The organism is Rossellomorea sp. YZS02, from assembly GCF_033963925.1.
In the GTDB taxonomy this organism is placed as follows: Bacteria; Bacillota; Bacilli; order Bacillales; family Bacillaceae_B; genus Rossellomorea.
In genome coordinates this window covers 20,995-43,112 of record NZ_JAXBLY010000004.1, presented here as the reverse complement: position 1 = coordinate 43,112, position 22,118 = coordinate 20,995, and the positions used below count along the sequence as shown (strand labels likewise).

27 protein-coding genes and 1 riboswitch are annotated in these 22,118 nt (G+C 40.2%); of the genes, 8 read left to right on the top strand and 19 right to left on the bottom strand.

Annotated features, from left to right (window positions below):
• Positions 1-99: 99 nt before the first annotated feature.
• Positions 100-2,181, bottom strand: coding sequence for an EAL domain-containing protein (locus SLH55_RS05455; RefSeq protein ID WP_219169199.1), 2,082 nt, complete (start codon positions 2,179-2,181; stop codon positions 100-102).
• Positions 2,182-2,406: 225 nt separating this feature from the next.
• Here SLH55_RS05455 and SLH55_RS05450 point away from each other — a divergent pair, with 225 nt between their 5' ends.
• Positions 2,407-2,697, top strand: coding sequence for a hypothetical protein (locus SLH55_RS05450; RefSeq protein WP_219169202.1), 291 nt, complete (start codon positions 2,407-2,409; stop codon positions 2,695-2,697).
• Positions 2,698-2,903: 206 nt separating this feature from the next.
• Positions 2,904-3,371 carry a YkyB family protein gene (locus tag SLH55_RS05445; RefSeq protein ID WP_219169204.1) on the top strand — a complete coding sequence of 156 codons (468 nt, stop codon included), beginning with the start codon at positions 2,904-2,906 and terminating at the stop codon, positions 3,369-3,371.
• A gap of 83 nt (positions 3,372-3,454) precedes the next feature.
• Here SLH55_RS05445 and SLH55_RS05440 read toward each other — a convergent pair whose 3' ends face one another.
• Positions 3,455-4,375 carry a chemotaxis protein gene (locus SLH55_RS05440; protein WP_320322893.1) on the bottom strand — a complete coding sequence of 307 codons (921 nt, stop codon included), beginning with the start codon at positions 4,373-4,375 and terminating at the stop codon, positions 3,455-3,457.
• A 152-nt stretch (positions 4,376-4,527) separates the two neighbouring features.
• Here SLH55_RS05440 and SLH55_RS05435 point away from each other — a divergent pair, with 152 nt between their 5' ends.
• Positions 4,528-4,725, top strand: coding sequence for a hypothetical protein (locus SLH55_RS05435; protein ID WP_219169208.1), 198 nt, complete (start codon positions 4,528-4,530; stop codon positions 4,723-4,725).
• A gap of 52 nt (positions 4,726-4,777) precedes the next feature.
• Here the strand turns inward: SLH55_RS05435 and queE are convergent, their stop codons facing one another.
• The 3 genes from queE to queC are packed head-to-tail and all read right to left on the bottom strand — an operon-like array spanning position 4,778 to position 6,593.
• On the bottom strand, positions 4,778-5,500 hold the full coding sequence (gene queE / locus SLH55_RS05430; protein WP_219169210.1) for a 7-carboxy-7-deazaguanine synthase QueE: 723 nt from the start codon (positions 5,498-5,500) through the stop codon (positions 4,778-4,780).
• Positions 5,497-5,931, bottom strand: coding sequence for a 6-carboxytetrahydropterin synthase QueD (queD, locus tag SLH55_RS05425; RefSeq protein WP_219169211.1), 435 nt, complete (start codon positions 5,929-5,931; stop codon positions 5,497-5,499). Before queD ends, queE begins: the two co-directional genes overlap by 4 nt.
• The gene (queC, locus tag SLH55_RS05420; protein WP_219169213.1) at positions 5,928-6,593 is read right to left on the bottom strand and encodes a 7-cyano-7-deazaguanine synthase QueC; all 666 of its coding nucleotides are present in this window, start codon (positions 6,591-6,593) and stop codon (positions 5,928-5,930) included. Before queC ends, queD begins: the two co-directional genes overlap by 4 nt.
• Before the next feature lie 125 nt (positions 6,594-6,718).
• Positions 6,719-6,763: riboswitch (PreQ1 riboswitch) on the bottom strand.
• A gap of 170 nt (positions 6,764-6,933) precedes the next feature.
• On the opposite strand from queC, the gene SLH55_RS05415 reads away from it, so the two are divergent.
• A complete protein-coding gene (locus SLH55_RS05415) occupies positions 6,934-7,521 on the top strand; it encodes an HD domain-containing protein (RefSeq protein ID WP_257475129.1) in 588 nt (195 codons plus the stop codon).
• 49 nt (positions 7,522-7,570) lie between these two features.
• Here SLH55_RS05415 and corA read toward each other — a convergent pair whose 3' ends face one another.
• Positions 7,571-8,566: a magnesium/cobalt transporter CorA gene (corA, locus tag SLH55_RS05410; protein WP_219169215.1), complete on the bottom strand. Its 996-nt coding sequence runs from the start codon at positions 8,564-8,566 to the stop codon at positions 7,571-7,573.
• A 130-nt stretch (positions 8,567-8,696) separates the two neighbouring features.
• Here corA and SLH55_RS05405 point away from each other — a divergent pair, with 130 nt between their 5' ends.
• Positions 8,697-9,848: an aminotransferase A gene (locus SLH55_RS05405; RefSeq protein WP_219169217.1), complete on the top strand. Its 1,152-nt coding sequence runs from the start codon at positions 8,697-8,699 to the stop codon at positions 9,846-9,848.
• A 39-nt stretch (positions 9,849-9,887) separates the two neighbouring features.
• Here the strand turns inward: SLH55_RS05405 and SLH55_RS05400 are convergent, their stop codons facing one another.
• A complete protein-coding gene (locus tag SLH55_RS05400) occupies positions 9,888-10,064 on the bottom strand; it encodes a hypothetical protein (RefSeq protein ID WP_219169219.1) in 177 nt (58 codons plus the stop codon).
• Between the two features lie 50 nt (positions 10,065-10,114).
• On the opposite strand from SLH55_RS05400, the gene SLH55_RS05395 reads away from it, so the two are divergent.
• Together SLH55_RS05395 and SLH55_RS05390 are read left to right on the top strand one after the other, a co-directional pair.
• Positions 10,115-10,390 carry a hypothetical protein gene (locus SLH55_RS05395; RefSeq protein ID WP_320322892.1) on the top strand — a complete coding sequence of 92 codons (276 nt, stop codon included), beginning with the start codon at positions 10,115-10,117 and terminating at the stop codon, positions 10,388-10,390.
• 41 nt (positions 10,391-10,431) lie between these two features.
• A complete protein-coding gene (locus tag SLH55_RS05390) occupies positions 10,432-11,109 on the top strand; it encodes a GNAT family N-acetyltransferase (RefSeq protein WP_219169222.1) in 678 nt (225 codons plus the stop codon).
• Positions 11,110-11,249: 140 nt separating this feature from the next.
• Here SLH55_RS05390 and ptsP read toward each other — a convergent pair whose 3' ends face one another.
• The 12 genes from ptsP to SLH55_RS05330 form a co-directional block, all read right to left on the bottom strand.
• On the bottom strand, positions 11,250-12,971 hold the full coding sequence (gene ptsP, locus SLH55_RS05385) for a phosphoenolpyruvate--protein phosphotransferase (protein WP_219169224.1): 1,722 nt from the start codon (positions 12,969-12,971) through the stop codon (positions 11,250-11,252).
• On the bottom strand, positions 12,971-13,237 hold the full coding sequence (locus SLH55_RS05380) for a phosphocarrier protein HPr (protein WP_034756145.1): 267 nt from the start codon (positions 13,235-13,237) through the stop codon (positions 12,971-12,973). The genes ptsP and SLH55_RS05380 overlap by 1 nt, the downstream gene beginning before the upstream one ends.
• 318 nt (positions 13,238-13,555) lie before the next feature.
• Complete coding sequence (locus SLH55_RS05375; protein ID WP_219169226.1) at positions 13,556-13,825, bottom strand: hypothetical protein; 270 nt, start codon at positions 13,823-13,825, stop codon at positions 13,556-13,558.
• An 85-nt stretch (positions 13,826-13,910) separates the two neighbouring features.
• Positions 13,911-14,699, bottom strand: coding sequence for an ABC transporter permease (locus SLH55_RS05370; RefSeq protein WP_219169228.1), 789 nt, complete (start codon positions 14,697-14,699; stop codon positions 13,911-13,913).
• A gap of 12 nt (positions 14,700-14,711) precedes the next feature.
• Positions 14,712-15,326 (bottom strand): ATP-binding cassette domain-containing protein, encoded by a 615-nt coding sequence (locus SLH55_RS05365; RefSeq protein WP_320322891.1) that lies wholly within the window; start codon positions 15,324-15,326, stop codon positions 14,712-14,714.
• A gap of 94 nt (positions 15,327-15,420) precedes the next feature.
• On the bottom strand, positions 15,421-16,683 hold the full coding sequence (locus SLH55_RS05360) for a hypothetical protein (protein ID WP_320322890.1): 1,263 nt from the start codon (positions 16,681-16,683) through the stop codon (positions 15,421-15,423).
• A complete protein-coding gene (locus tag SLH55_RS05355) occupies positions 16,653-17,846 on the bottom strand; it encodes a DUF58 domain-containing protein (RefSeq protein ID WP_320322889.1) in 1,194 nt (397 codons plus the stop codon). Before SLH55_RS05355 ends, SLH55_RS05360 begins: the two co-directional genes overlap by 31 nt.
• Positions 17,843-18,784, bottom strand: coding sequence for an AAA family ATPase (locus SLH55_RS05350; RefSeq protein WP_219169236.1), 942 nt, complete (start codon positions 18,782-18,784; stop codon positions 17,843-17,845). The genes SLH55_RS05355 and SLH55_RS05350 overlap by 4 nt, the downstream gene beginning before the upstream one ends.
• A gap of 819 nt (positions 18,785-19,603) precedes the next feature.
• A complete protein-coding gene (locus SLH55_RS05345; protein WP_219169238.1) occupies positions 19,604-20,347 on the bottom strand; it encodes an SDR family NAD(P)-dependent oxidoreductase in 744 nt (247 codons plus the stop codon).
• Positions 20,348-20,491: 144 nt separating this feature from the next.
• Positions 20,492-20,671 carry an aspartyl-phosphate phosphatase Spo0E family protein gene (locus SLH55_RS05340; protein ID WP_257475130.1) on the bottom strand — a complete coding sequence of 60 codons (180 nt, stop codon included), beginning with the start codon at positions 20,669-20,671 and terminating at the stop codon, positions 20,492-20,494.
• A gap of 96 nt (positions 20,672-20,767) precedes the next feature.
• Complete coding sequence (locus SLH55_RS05335; RefSeq protein ID WP_320322888.1) at positions 20,768-21,358, bottom strand: cell wall hydrolase; 591 nt, start codon at positions 21,356-21,358, stop codon at positions 20,768-20,770.
• Between the two features lie 186 nt (positions 21,359-21,544).
• The gene (locus SLH55_RS05330) at positions 21,545-21,739 is read right to left on the bottom strand and encodes a hypothetical protein (RefSeq protein ID WP_219169244.1); all 195 of its coding nucleotides are present in this window, start codon (positions 21,737-21,739) and stop codon (positions 21,545-21,547) included.
• A gap of 165 nt (positions 21,740-21,904) precedes the next feature.
• Here SLH55_RS05330 and SLH55_RS05325 point away from each other — a divergent pair, with 165 nt between their 5' ends.
• The gene (locus SLH55_RS05325) at positions 21,905-22,084 is read left to right on the top strand and encodes a YkvS family protein (protein ID WP_206851117.1); all 180 of its coding nucleotides are present in this window, start codon (positions 21,905-21,907) and stop codon (positions 22,082-22,084) included.
• The last annotated feature ends 34 nt before the right edge of the window (positions 22,085-22,118 follow it).

Here is a 22,118-nt window from a genome sequence, read left to right as displayed (position 1 = left end):
TTTTTAAAATAAGTCATAGGAATTACTCTGTCAAACATTCAGTAAGAACCTCTGTTGTTCATATATGGTTTAATGTTCATGAAAATCGCTTCTGTTTCATTACATAAGGACAAATTGTTTTTCTTCGATTTCCTTTGCGCCTATCGGCTTACTAAAGAAATAACCTTGGGCCTTCTGGCACTTTGCTTCCTTCAAGAAGTCGACCTGAACCTCCTGCTCGACTCCCTCGGCAATGACTTCAAGTCCCAGACTATGTGCAAGGTGTATGATGGTCGTTGTAATGGCAGAATCCTTCTGGTTCATCCCGATCTCTTTTACGAAGGATTGGTCGATTTTCAAGATATCAATGGGAAAACGTTTCAAATAGTGAAGTGAAGAGTAACCCGTACCAAAGTCGTCCACTGAAATAAACACTCCAAGATCTTTAAGGTTCTTCAGCATTTTTAATGTTTGTTGCGTATCTTGCATTGCTCCCTCCGTAATTTCAATTTCTATGCAGGAAGCAGGTATAGTATACGTTTTCAAATAAAAATCAATCGTTTCTACTAAATGTTCTTGCAGGAATTGCTTTGGAGAAATGTTGATTGCCACTCTCACCGAACTATACCCCTTGTTTCTCCATTTCAACAATTGTATACACACCTGCTCTAAAACCCATTCGCCTATTTGATGAATCAAACCCGTTTCTTCTGCCAATGGGATAAACTGTGATGGTGACACGAATCCAAACTTACGATTATTCCACCGAATCAACGCTTCGAAACTGTCAGTGGTACCTGTCGATAAATTGACCTGTGGCTGATAATGAACGTATAACTCACCTTTCTCTATCGCTTTTCTCAAGTGCGACTCCATAATAATATAATTAGGAAAACTTGACTTCATATGGGTTTGATAAAAACGATAGTGGGCACGTCCTTTTTCCTTCACCTCAAATAGAGCCTGTGCCGCTTTTTGAATCAGGGAATTGGAGTCGTAACCATCAGTAGGGTAACGGCTGATTCCGATAGAAGGCGATATATAGAATTCCTGATTCTCTATTGTAAAAGGATTGAAGAACAATGCCAGTATCTCTTCTGCCTTTGTCTTTGTATCTTCAAAACTACTATTTTTCAATAGGAAGATAAATTCATCTCCTCCTTGCCTGTACAACAAGCACTCTTCATTCGTCAAGGTGCAGAGACGCTCGGTGATCTTTTTAAGAAACCTGTCTCCCTCCTTCAGCCCCAGCGTATCGTTCACAAATTTAAATCGGTCTAAATCGAGGTATAATAAAGAAAGCTCAACTCCTCTTTCTTCCATATTGTGAATGATGAGGGGGATGTGATCATCAAGTGCCTTTCTATTCCATATACCTGTTAGCTGATCATGAAGGGCCATATAATGGATGATTTTACTTTGTTCATGATGAGTGGTCATATCCTTTGCGATGATATAGCATCCGTCACACTTTTCTTGAATGACAATAGGGACCATTTTTAACCTGGTGATCTTTTCTTCTCCCTCTTCACTCACCAGAAGACAATAATCGATAGAAGACGGAACCCCAGATAATGCTTGAAAAAGGGATTCCCCCAAGACTTTACTATTCTGAGGGCTGAATAACTCATAGATATTCATGTTCATTAACTTTTCCTTTGAATATCCGGAAAGTGAGCAGCAGGCTGCATTTGAACCCTTAATGATTCCATGCGAGTCCAATATAAAGATGGCATCGAGATTATGTTCGATGATGGACTGGTATCGCTCCTTCGCTTTCTCTAATTTCATCTTTTCTTCAATTGAAGGGGTTATATCTCTTGTAATCGCAACGACATAACCCACTTGCCCTCTTTCATCCATGATTGGTGTCAGGATGGATTCATTCACTACCTTTTCACCATTCACATTAAAGGAATCCTGATAGCTTATACATTCTCCGGTTTTGACCAGTTGCAAATATCTCTTCTTTAATTCCAATGCCAATTCTCCAGCTATCACTTCCTCCAAAAAAAGCCCCATGTCTTCCTGCTGGATTGACGTATACCTCCTTGCTGATTCATTGACGTATACATATCTGAATTCTTTTCCTTCTTCCACCTTCATAATAAATATCATATCGTGTATATGCTCTAAAATAGTTTCCATCAACACACTGTCATGACCTTGACTGATAATGACGTTACTGTCTGTCCATTCCATGGATTCTTCATCCTTTTGTACTCATATATTTATCTGCAACCTGCATACTGATTCCACTCACGGGTCCATACATTATTTTCCTGCATTCGTGTATAAATGCTTTTTTCTGATTCCTAGTACATGCCGCATACCCTATCCATTCCTCATGCCCAATAAATTTAAGACAGGCGCACAGATTGAACATGAACCATAGACTAAATATAGAGAGAGGAGGTTTTTTCATTTATGTATCGACAATCATATTACCCATATAGAGGCTATCCACCATATAGAGGAGGAGATCAGCGTTTCTTCCCATTCTTTGGATTACCATTTTTAGCAGGTGGATTAGCAGGTTTGGCCATAAGCCCTTTACTGTTCAATAGACCATGCTACGGTCCTGCATGCTACCCGCCTTATCCGCCATACGGAGGATACCCTTATCCTGGAGGATATCCACAACCCTATGGTGTTAACAATTATCAATCCTCACCGTATAATCTTACGGAGAATATCAATATATACCCCGGAAAATAACAACAAGGCTCACCTGAAAATGTAACTTTTACATTATTTAGGTAGAGCCTTAATGACGTCTTCTCTATAAAGTCCACCGCATCTATCACATAAACCCATACAGTCATTTATGCATGTCATTATCCGAAAATGATACCCCGTCCCCTTTCCAATCCCAGGAAAAGAGGGTATAATAGAAATGAGAATATTAGAAAGGAGCAGATATCTTGAGAAACACTAGTAATCCCACCCCTTCTTCCACATCCGTCAGTACCCTCTCTCAAGCTATTTTCACTGTCAACCGTCATGCGAAAACAGCAGGAAACCCAAAATACTTATATTCATTAAAAAAACGTGCCTTAATGAAAATGATCCTGGAAGGTAAGGCGAAGAAAGTTGGGCTTCACTTCTCTAAAAATCCAAGGAATAGTCAGCAACAATCTGATGTCTTAGTTGATTGCGGAGAATACACCTTTCATCTCCCACCAACAAAGGAAGACTTCAAAGAACTTCCACACCTGGGTTCACTCGATGAAAGCTTGAGAAATCCGAAATGCAAAATGGGTTTACAACAGGCTAAAAGAATCCTCGAACAATATACAGGAATGTCCGATCAGAGTGATCAGATACGGAAGAGTGGAAAAAACCAGTATCAAAAGCCTGTATTTAAAAAATTGGGAGATAGCTTCTTTTAATACCCATTGATTTTAGTACTGTAACGCATATATCTTCTAAAGGGTTTTGACTATTGTCAGAACCCTTCTTTTGTTTTAAACAATCATAGGATATAATGATCGATCTTTAGAATTAGCTCTGCGATCTCAGGTTTGCTGATTTGATCCTCAGCCCCGACCATTTCTCCTTTATGTCTTAAATCCTTTGTAATAAGGGATGAGAATATGATGACAGGGAGTGCATGGAGCTTGGGATTCTCTTTGATGCGCTTCGTCAAATGATGACCATCCATCTGCGGCATTTCAATATCAGTCAGTACAAGTTGTACAGAATCTGTGACGTCAACGGACTCCTCACCAAGTGACTCCAGATATTGATAGGCATCCGCCCCATTTTCAAAGAACTCTACGTCGTCATACCCTGCTTCCATTAATGTGTCATTCAAAAGTTTTCGAAGTAAGGGTGAGTCCTCCGCAGCAACAATCTTCTTATTTCTTCTCTCCCGCCGTCCTAATTTCTTTACCTGGTCAACCCGTATTCCTGTCTCAGGATTTATTTCAAGCATAATACTCTCAAAATCCAATAGTAGAATCATCGAGTCATTCCGCTTGATTACACCAATAATTCCTGAATGCCCCCCTGAATACATTTCAGAAGGTTTTTCAATCTGATTCCAGGAAATACGATGAATCTGGGTGACATTATGTACATGAAAGATAACCTTCTGCTGATTGAACTCAGCAACAATGTACTTGGACTTCTCCGTTTCCTCTTCTTCAACACCGAGTACCCTGGCCATATCAACAACCGGCAGTACCTCGCCTCTCAATTGGACGAGTCCCTTGACGTGCGGGTGGGAATGGGGAATCGGTATGACCGTCGTCGGCTGTATAATCTCCTTCACTTTAATCACATTAATACCAAATTTATTGTTTTGAACTTCGAATTCAACAATTTCGAGTTCATTCGTTCCACTTTCAAGAAGTATTCCGTTTGATTGGTTCAATTGTCTTCGCCCTTCCATAATTATTGCCCTCTCTTCTTATATCGAACAATAGCCGACTTTTTTTACATACACTAATAAAAAATGTCGCCACACCCTCTTACAGGACAACGCATTATAAAATCTGAGTAGAATTGACGGGCCAATACATACTAAGAAAAGGAGGTGCTGATATGACTGACCGAAGGGATATCAATAGCAAAAGTCACCCTGATTTCGATGATATAAGCGACCACATAATGCCTGCTCAGAACACTCTTCCCCTTATCGCTCTTGGAAAGAACGAAGAAGGCAAGGATGAACAGGATGAACTTTCTTATATTGAAGGGCAAATGAGCAGGAATCAGGGAAAAGATGGGAGAAGTTCCTAGCATGTCCACAAAAAAAAGCGATTGATTTCAATACTATCAATCGCTTTTTCCCCTATACTCCGCGCTTATTTCCCCATATTAGAGTATGAAGTTGCGGAAGTACCCGTACATTATTTAATTCTTCTCTACTACATACTTTTTCTATGAGTGTTTCATAATCCATGAGCAGTTCGGACACCAGTTTATCTGTGTCTCCTTCCGTTACCGAAGGGTTTCCTGTTTGAATATAAAATGGGACGGAAGGATAGCGATGGTGTATACCTGTTGCATATTCCAAATCCTTTTCATCGAAGACAACCACTTTCAAGCTGAATTGCGAACCATGATCTTGTAACCGATGAATGATTAGGTCAAGCTTTTCGTAGTCGGTATTCATGCCGGAGCTTGGCGGCTTTGGGGAAAGGGTAAGATCGCTAATATCATAAAACCAATCCTGCCAGCGGCTCCCTTGGGTTTCAAGAGCTGTTTCAATTCCATTTTTCTTCAATATGTCGATCAGCGCTTTAAGATTAGCCAACAGAGCTGGATTCCCTCCTGAGATCGTTACATGAGAAAATCGATTTTCTCCAATAACTCTCAGTCTATCCCACACATCTTCAGCTGTCATTAGCTCTATGTCTTCTTTCGCAGATCCATCCCATGTAAAGGCTGAATCACACCAGGCACAGCTATAATCACAGCCGGCAGTCCGGACGAACATTGTTTTTTGCCCGATGACCATCCCTTCACCTTGAATGGTAGGACCGAACACTTCTAGAACCGGTATCTTCTTCATTCCTGTCTCCCCTTTGGTCTGTAAATGACATAGCTGGTAGGAGTCTCTCTTAAAAACACCTGAACACATCGGGGACGGTGAGGAAGTGTGTCCAAATGATCCTGGATGATTTCCCACATAACCTTTGCCACTACTTCAGTTGTAGGAAATTCAGTACCTCTCTCGGGAGAAAATCTTTCATCCTGATTGATGATGGTATGATCAAATCGTTTATGGATCAGTTTTTTGATGTGCTGGAAATTAATAAGGAATCCAGAATCATCGAGTTGATCCCCTCCAATTGTAATATTGGCGAAGTAGGTATGACCATGCACTTCCTGACAACTTCCAGCATCAGCATGCGGAATAAAGTGCGCTGCTGCAAAATGCATATCTTTATTTAATTCAAATTCATAAGGATGATCGGGAGTCGGATAAATCTGTTGGATCATAGACCCTCTCCCCCTTTTTTATCGTTTACATACTCTTCTAATCCCTTTTGTCTAAGTTCACATGCTGGACATTCGCCACAACCGCTGCCCTTCAACCCGTTGTAACACGTAAGGGTATTTTCCTGGATATATTTAAAAGCCCCTAGATCATCTGCCATTTCCCACGTTTCTGCTTTATTGATCCACATAAGGGGTGTATGAATGACAAATTGATCATCCATGGACAGATTGAGAGATACATTCAACGATTTAACAAACATGTCCCTGCAGTCCGGATAGCCGCTAAAATCGGTTTCGCAAACACCTGTCACGATATGTTTCGCACCAATCTGCTTTGCCAGAATCCCTGCAAATGACAAGAATATTAGGTTTCTTCCCGGCACAAAGGTAGAAGGCAATTCCCCTTCTGCCTGTGTGATTTCTTCATCTGCCCTTGTCAATGCACTTGGTGCAAGTTGGTTCAATAAACTCATATCCAATACATGATGAGGCACATTCAGGTCCTCTGCAATCTCGCGTGCACAGTCCAGTTCCGCAACATGTCTCTGACCATAGTTAAATGTCACTGCTTCTACTTCTTTAAATGCTTTCTTTGCCCAAAATAAACACGTTGTACTATCTTGACCTCCGCTGAATACCACTAACGCTTTCTCTGTGTTCATATATGGTTCTCCTTTCTCTTCTACAGGCTCTTTTGCCATGAAAAGAAGAAAGAGATTCTGTAAAACTCTATAATATCGGCAAAAAATTGCCACTAACAAAAAAATAACGACACCTAAGGATGTCGTTTTCCTTAGTTTTTTATAGAGGGTTGTGCTAGAACCTCTCGGGAATCATCAGTTTCCCAATTCTTCTTCTATTGTCCTCAACTAATATAACGTTTTTCCACAAAAAAATCTACATTTTTAAACCAAATTATCTTAACTCATTCAGAGATCAGTTGCAGTATCCCTTATCCCTCCTCATAATGAAAAAGGAATACAATTTTTTGGAGGGTATGCCATGTTTACTGACATGTTGAATTTCATTAAAGAAGTGGACAAATTAAAAATAATCGAGCGTCGAACATACGTAAGCGATGGGAGTAGAAGAGAAAATAGTGGTGAGCATTCCTGGCATGTATGTGTGATGGCTATGACCTTATTTGAAGTGTATGAAAAAAGGGAGAAAACAGACCTTTTCACTTCCATTCAGATGCTCCTTCTACATGATATCGTGGAAATTGATGCAGGCGATACTTATGCCTTTGATGTCAGCGGCTATGAGGATAAGCGTGAAAGAGAAGTACGGGCTGCCGAGAGAATCTTTGGGCTCCTGCCTGAAGGGACAAGAAACAAATATAAGTCTCTTTGGGAGGAATTTGAGGAAGGAAAGACAAATGAAGCCCTATATGCATCAATCATTGACCACATTCAGCCTCTTCTCCTGAACGTCTCGACAGAAGGAAAATCATGGTTGGAACATAAAATTTATGCTCATCAAGTGTTAAACCGAAATCAATGGATCAAAGACATTTCCCCTCGAATTTATTCCCAGATATGTGAATGGGTCGACATCGGCATTGAAAAAGGATGGCTTATTGAGGACTAAAAGCATGAACAAGGGGAATTCCTTCTGGAACCCCCCTTGTATGAACTGATTATTTTAATCGAAGAAGTCTTCTCCGCTTTCTTCGCTTTTTCGTGCTGAACTTGAGCCACCCTATTTTCATAAAGAAACCGAACATGATCAGAGCGATAAGTCCCATGACCCCAAGAACGATGAAGTATCCACTTCGCTCATTCAGTTCAGGCATATAGACAAAATTCATTCCATATAAACCGGCTATAAATGTAAGAGGCATGAAAATCGTCGTTATGACAGTCAAGGTCATCATGATATTGTTCATTTTATCCGAATTGATTGAAAGATAATTATCACGAATATCCGATGAAAATTCACGATAGGATTCAAGCATTTCCACGAGCTTTATTAAATGGTCATACACGTCATTGAAGTATAGCTGCTCTTCTTTCAACGAGTTTAATCTTCCTGAGTTGCTGATTCGATACAATAGATCCCTCATTGGCACAAGAGTTCGTCTTAGCTTGGACATATCATGGCGAATATCAAATAATTCATCCATCAAATCACTATCCGCTTCTTCGTTCGTGTTGTCCTCAATGGTATTGAGGCGATCTTCAATCTTATAGATAAGCGGGAAATATTCGTCCACCAATCGGTCAACGATTCCATGCATGATCTTAAACGGACTAAGCTGTTCCCCTTCCTCCTTCACTCTTTCCCATAAATGATTTAATTCGTCGACTCGCTGTTTATGGAAGGTCACAATGAAGCTTGAATTCACAAACATATTCACCTCATGGGAATCATGGGTTTTAGGATTGATTCCGTGCATAAGGACAAATATATACTGTTCATAAAAATCGAGCTTTGGGCGCTGACTGAAGTCATCCAAACAATCCTCGATCGCAAGGGGGTGAAACCTGAAATATAATTTAAGCAACCTGATATCTTTGCTGGTAGGCTCTGAAAAGTCCACCCAGTACCATTTTACATCTTTTTCTTTTATTCTGGATAAAGGTACATCACACTGAATGTCCCCATTCTCCTTGATTATATTCGTTCGAATCATATGGCTCTCCCTAACTGACTTTTTTTCATTTTATCCTTTCCCTTTTTCTCCTCCATTCAAACAAAAGCACTACGTAAAAACTCAAATTAATGGTAGAATATGAATCAAATTATTAAAGTAGGTGTACATATTGGAACAGCATATTAATCCCTTGGTCAGGGACATTCAAATTTCAGGGATACGAAGATTTTTCAACATGGTTGAGGGGATCGACGACATGATTTCCCTTACCATCGGTCAACCTGATTTCCCCACCCCCCAGCATATTAAAGATGCCGGAAAAAAAGCCATAGATGATAATTTTACTTCGTACACCCATAATGCAGGATTCCTTGAATTGCGTGAAGCTGCTGCTTCATTCGTCAAAGAAAAATACAATATACATTATGACCCGAGAGCCGAAGTCATAGTCACAAATGGTGCCTCCCAGGGAATCGATGTGATTCTTCGTACGATTCTTTGCGAAGGAGATGACTGTCTTATCCCTGGACCTGTTTATCCAGGATATGAACCCATCATTAAACTTTGCGGGGCAAATCCGGTCCATGTTGATATTACTCAAAATGAATTTAAATTAGATGCTGCTCTTATTGAAAAGAGCTTGACCCCATCAACCAAATGCATCATCATTCCTTACCCTTCCAATCCAACGGGGGTGAGCTTATCAAAGGAAGAATTGAAAGAGATCGCCGATTTACTTAGAAACCGGGAAATCTTTGTGTTGGCTGATGAAATCTACAGTGAACTTACCTATGACGGTGCTCATCATTCCATTGCAGAATATTTAAGAGAGCAAACAATCGTTATCAACGGTTTATCAAAGTCACATAGTATGACCGGGTGGCGGATCGGTCTTGTCTTTGCTCCAGAAACCATTTCCAGCCATCTTCTGAAGGTTCACCAATACAATGTGTCCTGTGCTTCTTCCATATCGCAAAAGGCAGCATATGAGGCTTTGACCAAAGGGAAGAATGATGCGATGGAGATGAAGGATGAATATAGGAAGCGAAGGGATTACGTATATGAGCGGTTAGTCCAGATGGGGTTTGAAGGTGTAGTTCAACCACAAGGAGCCTTTTACTTTTTCGTGAAGATCCCCGATGAATTACGTTTAAGTTCCTTGGATTTCTCCCTGGCCCTCGCAAAGGAGAAAAAAGTCGCCGTCGTACCCGGAGATGCCTTTTCAAAGCTCGGTGAAGGATATTTCCGACTTTCTTACGCGTGTTCCATGGAACAACTGACAGAAGGACTCAACCGGCTTCAGGCCTTTATCCAAAGATAAGAGGGACGGACCTTTTCAAGGTCCGCCCCTTTCTTTGTATTACCCTTTATATTCACCATTATTTTTGGATGCTTTTTCTTTTTTGGCTTTGTCATTGTGGATTTTATTTGTTGCCGCACTGCCTATTTCATGTGCAAATTCTGAATTGATTTTTGAAGAGTCGAAGCCTTTTTTATTTTTTTGTTGTGGATCATTCTTTTTTGTTCTCTTTGCCATCGTTCATCCACCCCTTCTATTGTAGTGCTGATTCCCTTAAGGGTCAGCATATGCTTATTATTCATCTCAGGCATTCGTACTATACAATTGACAATTATGAAAGAAAAAAAGAACCAGCCTCTATAAAAGAGCTGGTTCAAAAAAAAGGAAAAGGGGGTGTTAGTGAGAAATTAATCTCCAATTTCATGCTTAGTTATAGAATACCCGCTTTTAAATATGGTAAACCTTCCTTTAAAACTTTTTTTAAGAAAATTACAGAGATTTTTTTATGCCTTGAAGGCAGAAAAGTTATTTTAGTAAAACACTTTAAAAAAGCGCTTTCATAAAGTATAATAAACAAGGGAATTCCGAGAAATGAGGTGCTGTCATGTATAGTAAGGAACAGTATGTCTTCAAGGATAATCATATACATAAAGCCGTTATCAGGAATTATAGGGAAAATGATTTCGATGCATTGATCTTGATCCAACAAAAAGCTTTCCCACCTCCTTTCCCATCAGATCTTTGCTGGAATAAAGATCAGCTTACACAGCATTTATCCCATTTCCCCTTAGGTGCCATATGTGTGGAAATAGACGGGAAAGTAGTTGGCAGCATGACAAGTCTGATTGTAGATTTCACTCCTTCGGATCCCCCACACACGTGGGAGGAAATAACGGATAATGGATATATCAGAAACCATAAACCCAATGGAAACACATTGTACGTAGTGGATCTTTGTATCGCACCGGACTACAGGGGATTTAAGCTGGGGAAAGTAATGATGGAGGCCATGTATGAAATTGTGGTGCATTTACATTTGGAACGCTTACTTGGCGGAGCCCGCATTCCCACTTATCATAAAGTGGCCGACACACTCCGGATTGAAGAGTATATGAAGATGTTGACGCGCGGTGAATATAAAGATCCGGTGATAACCTTTTTATTACAGGCTGGCCGTACCCCACTAAAGGCGATCAAAGATTATATTGAAGATGAGGAATCCTGCCATTACGGTGTGTTGATGGAATGGAGAAACCCTTTTAAAAAGAATTATATCCCCTAAAATAAAAAAGGGATTGAAAGAACATTATGTTCCTTCAATCCACAAGAAAGGGGGAAATGAGAATAAAAGGCCCAAAGGGTGTGCCTTATCCTTATTCTTCAAAAATACAGTACCCTCATTTCAACCATTTAAACCTTTATTTACTCTATTGATGTCGCTTTTTTCACTAAAGAAATTACCGCATCATTGGTGTCTAATTGCAATGCTTGTTCTGCGAGTTCTTTCATATCAGCAGTGTTTAGCTGTTTGATTTGAGAACGGGCACGCAAAATGGAAGTGGCACTCATTGAGAACTCATCCAATCCTAATCCCAGAAGGATCGGTACAGCAATCTCATCTCCAGCCATTTCCCCGCACATACCAGCCCATTTTCCTTCTTTATGAGCCGCGTCAATCACCATTTTCACAAGGCGTAAAATGGCAGGGTTGTACGGTTGATATAAGTATGAAACGCGCTCGTTCATGCGGTCTGCAGCCATAGTGTACTGAATCAGATCATTTGTGCCAATCGAGAAAAAATCGACTTCTTTGGCAAAGACATCTGCCATGACAGCAGTTGATGGGATTTCTACCATGATCCCCACTTCAATATGATCAGCTACGTTCGTCCCGTTTTCAAGAAGAGCTTTTTTCTCTTCTTCAAGTACGGCTTTCGCTTCTCTAAACTCTTGAAGGTTTGAAATCATCGGGAACATGATTTTCAGGTTTCCATACGTACTTGCCTTTAATAGCGCTCTAAGCTGAGTACGGAAAATATCCTGCTCATCTAAACAAAGACGGATTGCACGATACCCTAGGAACGGGTTCATTTCTTTAGGTAGGTTCAAATAAGGAAGTTCCTTATCTCCACCGATGTCAAGAGTACGAACCACTACAGGTTTCCCTTCCATCCCTTCTAATACGGCCTTATATGCCTCAAATTGTTCGTCTTCAGAAGGTAATTCGTCGCGACCCATGTATAGGAATTCTGTACGGTACAGACCTACACCTTCTCCGCCGTGATTTTTAACCCCTTCAAGATCCTTAGGTGTCCCGATGTTTGCAGCAAGTTCAACATGCTCTCCATCCTTGGAAACCGTTGGCTCGTTTACAAGCTTAGCCCATTCAGCCTTTTGTTCTTCATAACGGGCATGCTCTTTCTTATACTCTTCGATGACTTCAGGAGTCGGATTAATATGTACTTCTCCATTTAATCCGTCTACGATGATCATGTCACCATTTTCAACAGAGGAAGTAATGGATTTTGTCCCCACTACAGCTGGAATCTCCATTGAACGGGCCATAATTGCGGAGTGGGATGTTCTTCCACCGATATCAGTTGTGAATCCTTTTACAAATTCACGGTTCAGTTGCGCCGTGTCAGAAGGAGTCAAATCCTCTGCAATCACAATAACCTCTTCTGTCACCATGCTTGGGTTCGCAATTTGCACACCCAGCAAGTGTGAAAGAACACGTTTTGTCACGTCACGAATATCAGCCGCACGTTCTTTCATGTATTCATTGTCCATGGATTCAAACATGGAAACGAACATATCCGCTGTTTCTTTAAGTGCGAATTCAGCGTTTACATTTTCTGATTTGATTTTGTCTTCAATGGGTGTCAATAATTCTGGATCGCTTAAGACAAGAAGGTGTGCTTCAAAGATTTGGGCTTTATCTTCACCTAGATCAACTCTTGCTTTATCACGGATCGCTTCAAGCTCTGATTTTGACGTGGCAATGGCTTCCCCGAAGCGTGTTACTTCTTCTTCAGCATTGTCTACGCTTTTCTTTTCAAAGCTTAAGTCAGGTTCAACTAAACGGTACGCTTTCGCTATGGCAATGCCATTCGAAGCCGCAATTCCTTTTAAAAGACTTGACATTACTCAGCTAAACCTTCTTTGTTCAATGTTTCTTGAAGGCTGTTTAACGCCTCTTCTTCGTCACTACCTTCAGTAATGATTGTGATTTCTGCACCTTTACCAACACCTAAAGACATAACACCCATGATTGATTTTAAGTTTACTTTCTTTTCTTTGTATTCTAGATGTACATCGCTGTCGAATTTGCTTGCCGTTTGAACTAGTAGAGTTGCCGGACGAGCATGAATTCCTGTTTCAGCTGTAACTGTAAATGTTTTTTGTGCCATGTAAATCGACTCCTTCATATATCTTGTTTTTGGTTGCTTCATAAAAGTAATGGATTATGAAGAAAACGTCAACTATTTCTAGCGATTAATCCATTATTCCTATAAAGCTGTTCAATAAAAAAGAATAGCATGCAATGAAGAGATACACAATTGTAAAGCTTGATTTTTTTAGTATTTCATAAATTTGCCACTGTTATGAACCTATTTATGTAAAAATTGATGTATTTCTGTAATCGAAAAAAAACCAACCCTTTTAGAAACCACCATTTTAATTAAGTGGTGGAGTCTTTAGTATGAGTCAGTTTTTTCATTGACATACTATTCTTTTTCTACCACATGGGTTTTTGGCTTGGCCTTCATGAGATTATAACCGATTTTTGCCTTGATTATGGTTCCCTTCAGTGTCATTTCGTGATCTTCAGATGTGTTTGTATACACATTCACCAAATCACAAATGCAGCGAGAGAATAATTCTGACAACTGTTTTAATTCTTGGATACTATGCTTACTTTCATTTTTCATCAATTCTTCCATTACATCAATGGCAAGACTTTTGACCCTTAGTGCCTGTTCTATTTCATATTTCATATGGGATCTTCCCCTTCCTATCATTCTTTCTCTAGCATATGCCGTGGAAACTAGATTAGAACGGAAAAACTCCACCCTACAGAGCTTATATATTCAATTGGGCGTCCTTTGTAAATAATTGCTTATACCCCAATATGATAAAAAGAATCACGGTGAGTGCTACACTTCCAATAATGCCTAATAGAATGGCTATTTGATATTCGATGGCAACCAGGGGACTTATCCCAGAGAGAATCTGACCTGTCATCATTCCAGGCAAAAAAATGATTCCCATTCCAATCATATTATTAAGAGTGGGAAGGATGGCGGAGTCAAACGCATTATCCACATAGATCTTGGAGGCAGCTTTCGGTGTTGCCCCAAGCATCAACGCCCCCTCTACTTTCTCCCTCTGATCTTTCAATCCCCCGAGTAGCGTATTGATTCCAAGCGTAATACCCGTCATCGAATTCCCCACAATCATTCCGGCGATTGGAATAAAGTATCTTGGTTCATACCATGGTGAAAAGTGGATGACGACCATATTGAAGTAGAATAGGCAAACAAGAGTCCCAATGAATAATGAGAAGGCAGCCATCCCTTTCAGTTTGAAATGCATCTCATATTTAACCTGCTTAAAAATATTCCTGATGGCAAATGCCTCCATAATCAATATGATACTCAATGTAAGCAGGGGGCTTGGATGATCAAAAATATAAGTAAGTATGTATCCAGCAATAATGAGTTGAATCGTCATCCTGAAAGAAGCGAGTAAGATTTGCTTTTCCCTCGAAACCCCCCTCCACTTTACGATGAATAATAATAGAAGCACAAACACATAAGCTGCGATGAATCTCCATAATTCTATGTCAATGATTCCTTTTTCCACTGTCATTCTCTCCTTCGTCTATTTCTCAATCGTAATGATTTCTTCGCCATATTCTTCAGCCACATTGGTAGAGTGGGTAACCATAATAACGGTTCCCCCATGCCCATTTGCACATTCAATAAAGCTTTTCATCACTTGGATTTCGGTTTCTTCGTCAAGAGCAGAAGTGGGTTCATCCAATAAATAGACGACAGGTTTCATTAATAACACCCTCCCGAGTGACAATCGCTGTCTCTCCCCACCTGACAGCTGCGCTGCATGAGCGTCTAAAGGCATATCCAATTTGACAATGTTGAGTATCTTCAGGAGCTCCTCCCGACCTGCCGGAGGTTTTTCTGAAAAAATAAGGCCACTCTGCAGATTCTCTTCTACTGTTTCTCCAAATAGGAGAGGTGTTTGAGAAATCATAACAGCTTCTCTCCTATGCTTCACAGCGTCCAAACTCTTTAAGGGATCTCCCTTATAAAGGACCTGTCCCCTGTCTGGTATATTCATTTTATTTAATAATTTCAAAAGAGTCGATTTTCCTGCACCACTTTCCCCTACCAGACAAGTAGTCTTGCCCTCAGATATGTCCATCTCCCTAATATGTAAAATATCTTTAAAGTGCACATTTATTATTTCAAATAACATGGGCAGCCCTCCTCATATTTATCATACCCCATGTGAAAATAATTAAAAAAAGCTAATGCAGGGAGAATCGCCTTCTCTGCACTAGCTTCTTCTGCTATTGATCATTCTTATCGTTCAAATGTGCAATATGTCCATCTATTTGACTGGTGAAGAAATCGATTTCATCCTGACCAGGCACGAATTGTCCGTACCTTACTTGTTCGTACACAGTGAAAAAGCGATCCGTTCCACTAAGTCCGATTCTGTCGAACCATAATTGAACATTCTCATTCGGGTATCTTCCTGCCCCGCTCCTTAAAGCTTCCTCTTCAAGCTTCTCCATCGATAGCCGGATAGAATCCCTTGCTTTTGAATAATAAATTGGTTCTTTACTGCTTTCTTCAAAAGGAGTGATGATGTGTTGAGTCGTCATGCTGTAAGAATCCCTTTCACTTTCTGAAACGTGAAGAGACTCCTTTCGTTTCTTGATCAGATAAATGATGACAAATATGACTAATAGAATCAGCAGAGCCTCGTCCACCCAGGAAAATGATAATCCCTGGCTGAGTTCGTAAGTTTGAGTCTCATCAATATTCTGTTTTTCGAGTTCATTCCCTGTACCCTTTTCAGCATCGCTTGAAAACATGTTCATGATTAAGTCTCTTAATTTTAATAGTTGATCATAAATCGGATTCACCAGGAAAGAGATTACCCAAAATACTTTTTCGGCTCCCCAATAGATCCCCTTACTTACCAACGAGCTGAACATTGCCAGTACAGCACCTGCCACTAGCACTAAGAACCAGAAAACAACTGGTTTGAAGAGCATTTTTCCTTGACCGTGTTTCATACCACTGAGCATCCTTTGGATCGGGGTGAACGTGATAATGATTGAAAATAGAATTAAGAGTAAGGAGTATACGATATACGTATTTTCCAGATCTCTCATTGAACCCGTCAACAGGGAAAACGCTGCCACGCTTAAAAAGATAAGGATTGAACCGCTGCTCACTTCAATGGCGTGATCATGATTGTTGATATAAGTTGAGATTCTCCAATGGAGAAATAACAGGGCACACAACATGATCAACCATGAAGCAGAGAAGAAGTAAATACCAGTACACAGAGCGATGAATAGGGCCGCAATCAATTGTTTAGTCATCGGTTGATTCAGCTTACTCAAAGCGACTGTTATCATAATGGAAATAAATACAGTAAACAGAGCCGGGACGTAGCTGTTAATAATTACTTCTTTCGGAAAGAGGAACGTAATGAACAATAGGGTAAATAATACATCTATCCCCACTAACAGTCCCAATTTAATCAAAACCATCTGTTTTGATTTGGTCAGGAAGGTACTTTCAGCGAACGATTCCATAAAGTGACGACTCCTTGTTTTTGTTCTACTTTTAACTTGAAAACTTGTATATTTTGTTTCTCTATATTTGTTAATAGAGATTCTTCCCGTTTCTCCATGACACCCGCTACGATGAAGATGGAAGGCACTAATTGACGCAGGTAAAGAGATTTAAGAACTATATGGAATGGAACGGTAAACTCATCTGTTGAAAGAGTAGATAGGAGCTCCATGCCTCTTTGCCTGTGAACCCTTCCTATTCCCGGCGGGAGGTAATAATAAGGGGTCAGACCCTGCGACCTTACATTTAGTACAAGTGAGAACGTGATGTTTTGTTCTACTGCAAGCTGCATCATATAAGACGTATACTCTATTATTTCTTCCAACTGATTGGTAATTGCATAACGATCGGAAATATTGATGGCGATCATCCACTCTTTTTGGGTTGCTGGCGCGTAGATCTTTGTTTGAAGGCTTCCGGTCCTGGCCGTTGCCTTCCAGTGAACGTCTTGGAACCGGTCTCCCTGAACGTAGTCCCTCGTTCCGATTTGGTGAAAGACATCATGAAATAATGAATGTTGAATTGGGACGTCTCCCTGCTTCCAGGTAAGCTTTTGTTCTGCCATTTTAACAGGTGAATTTACAGGAAATACGATAATGGTGGATGGAACATTATCAAGTAAATCCAATAGGACTTTTCCACTTCCGAATAAATGAGGGATTTCCAACTGCATCTTGGTGATTCTGCATAATCCTCTCCTCTTTCCAATAATCGGTATGGAGATGATTCCTTCATCATTTTTGCGGATGGAAAAGGGAATGGACACTTCTATATTGTCCCCAACGCCGGTCGTGTACGGGTATCCCTTAGGAATGACGATATCTTTAAACGTGACCTTTAAAGTCGCCCCCCAAATGGATATTCCTCTGTTCTGGATCTGAAATTCCCACTTCTGCTCCTCATCAGCGTGGAGCCTCAATCTCTTTATGGTTCTTCCAATACTGATACCTTCCCCGACTTTCACCATATACCATTGATGAACCCTGAAATAGAGAATCATCAATAGAAAAATACCTAACCCAACATAAGATTGAACATAAAAACTTACTGCACCGACAATGACGAGTAGTACTAGCGTCATGGATATGTAAGGATCTTCAACTATCTCCCGTTTCCACTTCACCGAGCCTGCCCCGCTTCAACAGGGGTAATGGCCATCTCTACGATCTGCTCGATGACTTCCTCTGGCGTCCTGGTCAGGGATGACTCTATTGTTAATTGAATACGATGCTGAAGAACATATGGAGCAACCGCTACAATATCCTGAGGCTTCACAAAATCCCTGCCATCAAGAAAGGCTTTAGCCTGGGAAGCCTTTAGAAGTGCCAGGCTGGCTCGCGGACTTGCACCTACCTCCACCCATTCGTGCTCCCTTGTCCCCCTCGTAATTTGAAGTATATACGTTTCGATATCCTCAGATACGTGGACTTCTTTGACACGGCGTGACAACGATTGAAGTTCTTCAAGACCCATTACTTTATTTACTGTACTCAAAGGTTCCGATGATTTAAATCGGTTCAAAATCCCTCTTTCCTCTTCAAAGTCAGGATAAGTAAATGGTATCTTCAATAAAAACCTGTCCAACTGTGCTGCAGGCAGCGGGAATGTCCCTTGCTGGGATTCAATGGGATTCTGCGTGGCAACCACGATGAAGGGAGGAGATAATGGAACGGTCTCCCCATCTATCGTAATCTGCTTTTCTTCCATTACCTCCAGTAGACTTGCCTGGGTTCTCGGAGTGGCCCTGTTGATTTCATCCGCCAATAAGACGTTTGTGACGACGGGTCCCGTCCTTAACTCAAATTCTTGGGTTTTCGGATTAAAAAACTGTATACCCGTTACATCACTTGGTAACACGTCAGGTGTGAATTGAATCCTTTTGAAAGCTCCATCAATGCAGTGACTGAATGTCTTGGCCAGTAATGTTTTACCAGTACCCGGCACACTTTCCAACAGAACATGTCCTTCTTGAAGTAATGCAATCATCAAAAGGTCTATCTCTTTGTCTTTACCCACTAATACTTTATTCATTTCTTTCTTAATTAAGGCCAAGCTACTCATTCTTTTTCCCCCTAGTTTTCATACGAAGATTTAATTTAATTTTCTAACAATATCATTTTCTTATTTTACCATAACTCTTTGTTAAATTATCCCTTTTCTTTTATAAAACCGACTACTCTAAAAAGAGGGGGCTAAACTTTTATCATATGGAATGCCGTTTTAATTACCTATTTTATTGATTAGTCTGCTGATTACTGCATCTGGGCATTTATAGGATGGAAAATCAAGTCAATCCCAAGAGCTGATAAAATAGACGGAAAGATTCCGCTAATTTCTTCATTAAAAGGAGAGATGAGCGAAATAAAAGGAGAGATTCCGCCTAACCACTCAAAAAATTCAATACTTGCTGATTTTTCTGTGCATAAGCGGAAAAACTCCGCTTATTTATCCTAATAACAAGTTCCATTTTGAATGTAACCGGAAAAACTCCGCTTATTTTACTTTTGCTGCCTCTTCTGTATAGGGCAAGACATCTTATTTAATAGACGACGTTGAAACGTATCACAAGTATTTAATCGCTAATAAAGAAACTCGCCAAAATAACTACGGCGAGTTTTACTTTTATTTATACAAATCATGATGCTACTACCGAAGGGTTGACTCGGTGCGTGATCGGGTCTTTTCTCCATAATATCAATCTTTACAAATCTTTATTCTATTCCTTGAACAGACCATACATCCTTCCCATATTCTAGAAAAAAAGATGGGAGTGTAAAAAATAAATGGTTATCAGCTTAATATTTGTACTGTGCATCGGACTTATCAATATTGTCGTGTTAAGAAGGGGGTAGTTTCCATTGCCCTGCTTCCTTCATGCATTCAATGCTTATAAATCATCTTTCGTGTCATTCCACCATCCACAACGAGATTCTCTCCTGTAATGAAATCATTATCAGTGTTCGCAAGGAATAAGCATGCCCTCGCTATGTCTTCGGGCTTACCTACCCTTCCTGACGGATGCTGTTCATGATCTATGTCCCTCAAGGAAGTATAATCTTCTGTTTGAATCCAACCAGGACTAATGGAATTGACCCGAATCCCCACCTCGCCGAGGGTGATGGCAAGTGAATGAGTAAGACTGATAATCCCGCCTTTCGTCGCTGAGTACGCCTCTGTATCCGGTTCAGACATTGAAGCTCTTGTGGAAGCCATATTAATGATAGAGCCTCCACGCCCCTTCATTAACTCGGCTGCTTCACGGCTGCAATAATATACGCTGCTTAAATTAGCTGCTAAAATCTCGTTCCAATCTTCAGGTTCCATCTCCCAAAATGGCATGAATCTTGAAACACCTGCATTATTAATCAAAACATCGACCACACCGTGTTCTTTCTTAATGATCGTGAAGGCTTCTTTCACTTGTTGGGGTACTCCTACATTCACTTCATGAAAGCGCGTGCTATATCCTTCTGCATTGAGCGTTCTGGAAAGTTCCTTCCCCTTCGCATCATCCATATCCATGAATTCTACAATGGCACCTTGCTTTGAAAATTCTTCAACGAGGGTTCTCCCTATCCCGTTGGCTCCACCTGTTATGCACACAATATTTCCTTTCAATTTCATCTCTCCCTTGATTTTCATTTCCTATATAAGAAGGATACCCTACCCAAAAGCTCACCAATCCTCATGAATAAAATTGAAAAAGGTTAACCTGCTGAAATCCCCCCTTGAAGTAGGATAGGTCGATTTCATAGGTTAACCTTCTATTTATTGAATGATCTTTCTTTGACTTGTCTTTTTAGTATCATTGCGTTGATGAATATTGATCAAGGCATCCAGCTCTTCACTCAGTTGAATGGTTGTGGGGCTTTTCAACCCAAAACGAATCCCGGACTGAATCATCTTCGAGCGTACGACCTCAATTCGTGTGGCTATTGTACCGTTCATCAACATCACCTCTGCTTCTTTTCTCTATTTTACTATTAATTCTACTTAGAGAAAAGGAAAAGTACTTACGTTTTTCATATCAATTATATCTATACATTATTTAGCGAATCGATGCTTCCCTATCGTCAACAATGTTTCCCTGCTTGTAATCCAGTCACTTGTAGATGTTACAGGATTATAGAAGAATAAAGAGCCTTTCCCCTGCCCTCTGAAAGCCAGGGCTTCATCAACTGCATCTCTGGATTCTTGTGAAGGTGCCTGGTTTATTTGTCCGTTTTGTACTGGTGAAAATGCATAATGTCCATTAGAAACCTGATAGATCACGTTTTTAATAGAGTCAGGGAATTCTGAAGAATCCACCCTGTTTAATACAACCGTTGCGACTGCTACCTTACCTGCATAAGGTTCACCTTTTGCTTCTGCATGAACAAGTTTCGCAAGTAACTCCCGATCTTCTGCGGTTACATCACTGGCAGGAATAACGATTGATTGACCCTGATATATTTCATTTGATTTAAGATCATTTTCTTTCTTTAGTTGAATGACGGATACGGATTTCTCCTTACCAATTTCCCAGAGGGATTCACCCTTTTCTACCGTGTGCACTTCCCCTGCAGCAAATGTTTGAGAAGAGAATGTCACGAAAGAAAGTGCAGCAATTCCTATTATAAAGCTTTTCTTAATCATACTTCTACCTCCTAATAAGCGCTCACCAATAAGATAACAATGTATAAGGAGAATTTCAGCAGGTAAAGGTTACCACTGATCGTTCAAGCTTCAATACTAAATACAGGTGTTGCCTCATATACTGGTCGTAATCCAGGAAAGAACAGAGCACTTTCGAAACAGAAAAAGTGGGGGTTCCCCACTCTTTTAACTTCTCTGTGTATCTAAATAATGAAAGAGGATATTTCCACCTTGCTGGGCTATTCCCCGAAAATGTTTAAAATCCTCCTGTTTCACAAGTATTGCTCGAAAGGCGAGGAAATCTTCTTTCAACACCTTTATTTCATCAATTTCTCTTGTACGCAATAATTGCAGTTGCTCAAGAATGTCCTTTTCACTCATACACAAACCTCCATCCTTACTATGACTATTGTAATTTCAAAAGGTAGATCATCACAAGCCATAATTTTTAAATGAAATTGTTAGAAAACTCTTTACCTTTCCAAAACTTTCCGTCAAAATATTAGTAATTGTTTGTAGAATTTTGGCAAAAAGGAGCGACATTTGATGAAAAAAGCAGAAATAGGGAATGTGATTGAATTTAAAGAAGGATTAAAAGGAATCGTTGAAAAAGTGAATGAAAATTCAGTAATTGTCGATTTAACTTATATGAAAAATTATCGGGAGCTCGAGTTGGAGGAAAAGACCGTAGTGAACCACAAGAACTATAAAATTGTAAAGGCCTGATAGAAAATAAGCTCTGCTTATGTTCGGTGGAGGA

Excerpts from the sequence above, each read along its gene's own strand:
- SLH55_RS05380 (WP_034756145.1), bottom strand. The coding sequence starts at position 13,237 with ATGGCACAAAAAACATTTACAGTTACAGCTGAAACAGGAATTCATGCT.
- SLH55_RS05450 (WP_219169202.1), top strand. The coding sequence starts at position 2,407 with ATGTATCGACAATCATATTACCCATATAGAGGCTATCCACCATATAGA.
- corA (WP_219169215.1), bottom strand. The coding sequence starts at position 8,566 with ATGATTCGAACGAATATAATCAAGGAGAATGGGGACATTCAGTGTGAT.
- SLH55_RS05435 (WP_219169208.1), top strand. The coding sequence starts at position 4,528 with ATGACTGACCGAAGGGATATCAATAGCAAAAGTCACCCTGATTTCGAT.
- SLH55_RS05455 (WP_219169199.1), bottom strand. The coding sequence starts at position 2,181 with ATGGAATGGACAGACAGTAACGTCATTATCAGTCAAGGTCATGACAGT.
- SLH55_RS05370 (WP_219169228.1), bottom strand. The coding sequence starts at position 14,699 with ATGACAGTGGAAAAAGGAATCATTGACATAGAATTATGGAGATTCATC.
- SLH55_RS05395 (WP_320322892.1), top strand. The coding sequence starts at position 10,115 with ATGCTTATTATTCATCTCAGGCATTCGTACTATACAATTGACAATTAT.
- SLH55_RS05365 (WP_320322891.1), bottom strand. The coding sequence starts at position 15,326 with ATGTTATTTGAAATAATAAATGTGCACTTTAAAGATATTTTACATATT.
- SLH55_RS05415 (WP_257475129.1), top strand. The coding sequence starts at position 6,934 with ATGTTTACTGACATGTTGAATTTCATTAAAGAAGTGGACAAATTAAAA.
- SLH55_RS05440 (WP_320322893.1), bottom strand. The coding sequence starts at position 4,375 with ATGGAAGGGCGAAGACAATTGAACCAATCAAACGGAATACTTCTTGAA.
- SLH55_RS05360 (WP_320322890.1), bottom strand. The coding sequence starts at position 16,683 with ATGGAATCGTTCGCTGAAAGTACCTTCCTGACCAAATCAAAACAGATG.
- SLH55_RS05345 (WP_219169238.1), bottom strand. The coding sequence starts at position 20,347 with ATGAAATTGAAAGGAAATATTGTGTGCATAACAGGTGGAGCCAACGGG.
- SLH55_RS05350 (WP_219169236.1), bottom strand. The coding sequence starts at position 18,784 with ATGAGTAGCTTGGCCTTAATTAAGAAAGAAATGAATAAAGTATTAGTG.
- SLH55_RS05325 (WP_206851117.1), top strand. The coding sequence starts at position 21,905 with ATGAAAAAAGCAGAAATAGGGAATGTGATTGAATTTAAAGAAGGATTA.
- queE (WP_219169210.1), bottom strand. The coding sequence starts at position 5,500 with ATGAAGAAGATACCGGTTCTAGAAGTGTTCGGTCCTACCATTCAAGGT.
- SLH55_RS05390 (WP_219169222.1), top strand. The coding sequence starts at position 10,432 with ATGTATAGTAAGGAACAGTATGTCTTCAAGGATAATCATATACATAAA.
- SLH55_RS05400 (WP_219169219.1), bottom strand. The coding sequence starts at position 10,064 with ATGGCAAAGAGAACAAAAAAGAATGATCCACAACAAAAAAATAAAAAA.
- SLH55_RS05340 (WP_257475130.1), bottom strand. The coding sequence starts at position 20,671 with ATGAACGGTACAATAGCCACACGAATTGAGGTCGTACGCTCGAAGATG.
- queC (WP_219169213.1), bottom strand. The coding sequence starts at position 6,593 with ATGAACACAGAGAAAGCGTTAGTGGTATTCAGCGGAGGTCAAGATAGT.
- queD (WP_219169211.1), bottom strand. The coding sequence starts at position 5,931 with ATGATCCAACAGATTTATCCGACTCCCGATCATCCTTATGAATTTGAA.
- SLH55_RS05335 (WP_320322888.1), bottom strand. The coding sequence starts at position 21,358 with ATGATTAAGAAAAGCTTTATAATAGGAATTGCTGCACTTTCTTTCGTG.
- ptsP (WP_219169224.1), bottom strand. The coding sequence starts at position 12,971 with ATGTCAAGTCTTTTAAAAGGAATTGCGGCTTCGAATGGCATTGCCATA.
- SLH55_RS05375 (WP_219169226.1), bottom strand. The coding sequence starts at position 13,825 with ATGAAATATGAAATAGAACAGGCACTAAGGGTCAAAAGTCTTGCCATT.
- SLH55_RS05330 (WP_219169244.1), bottom strand. The coding sequence starts at position 21,739 with ATGAGTGAAAAGGACATTCTTGAGCAACTGCAATTATTGCGTACAAGA.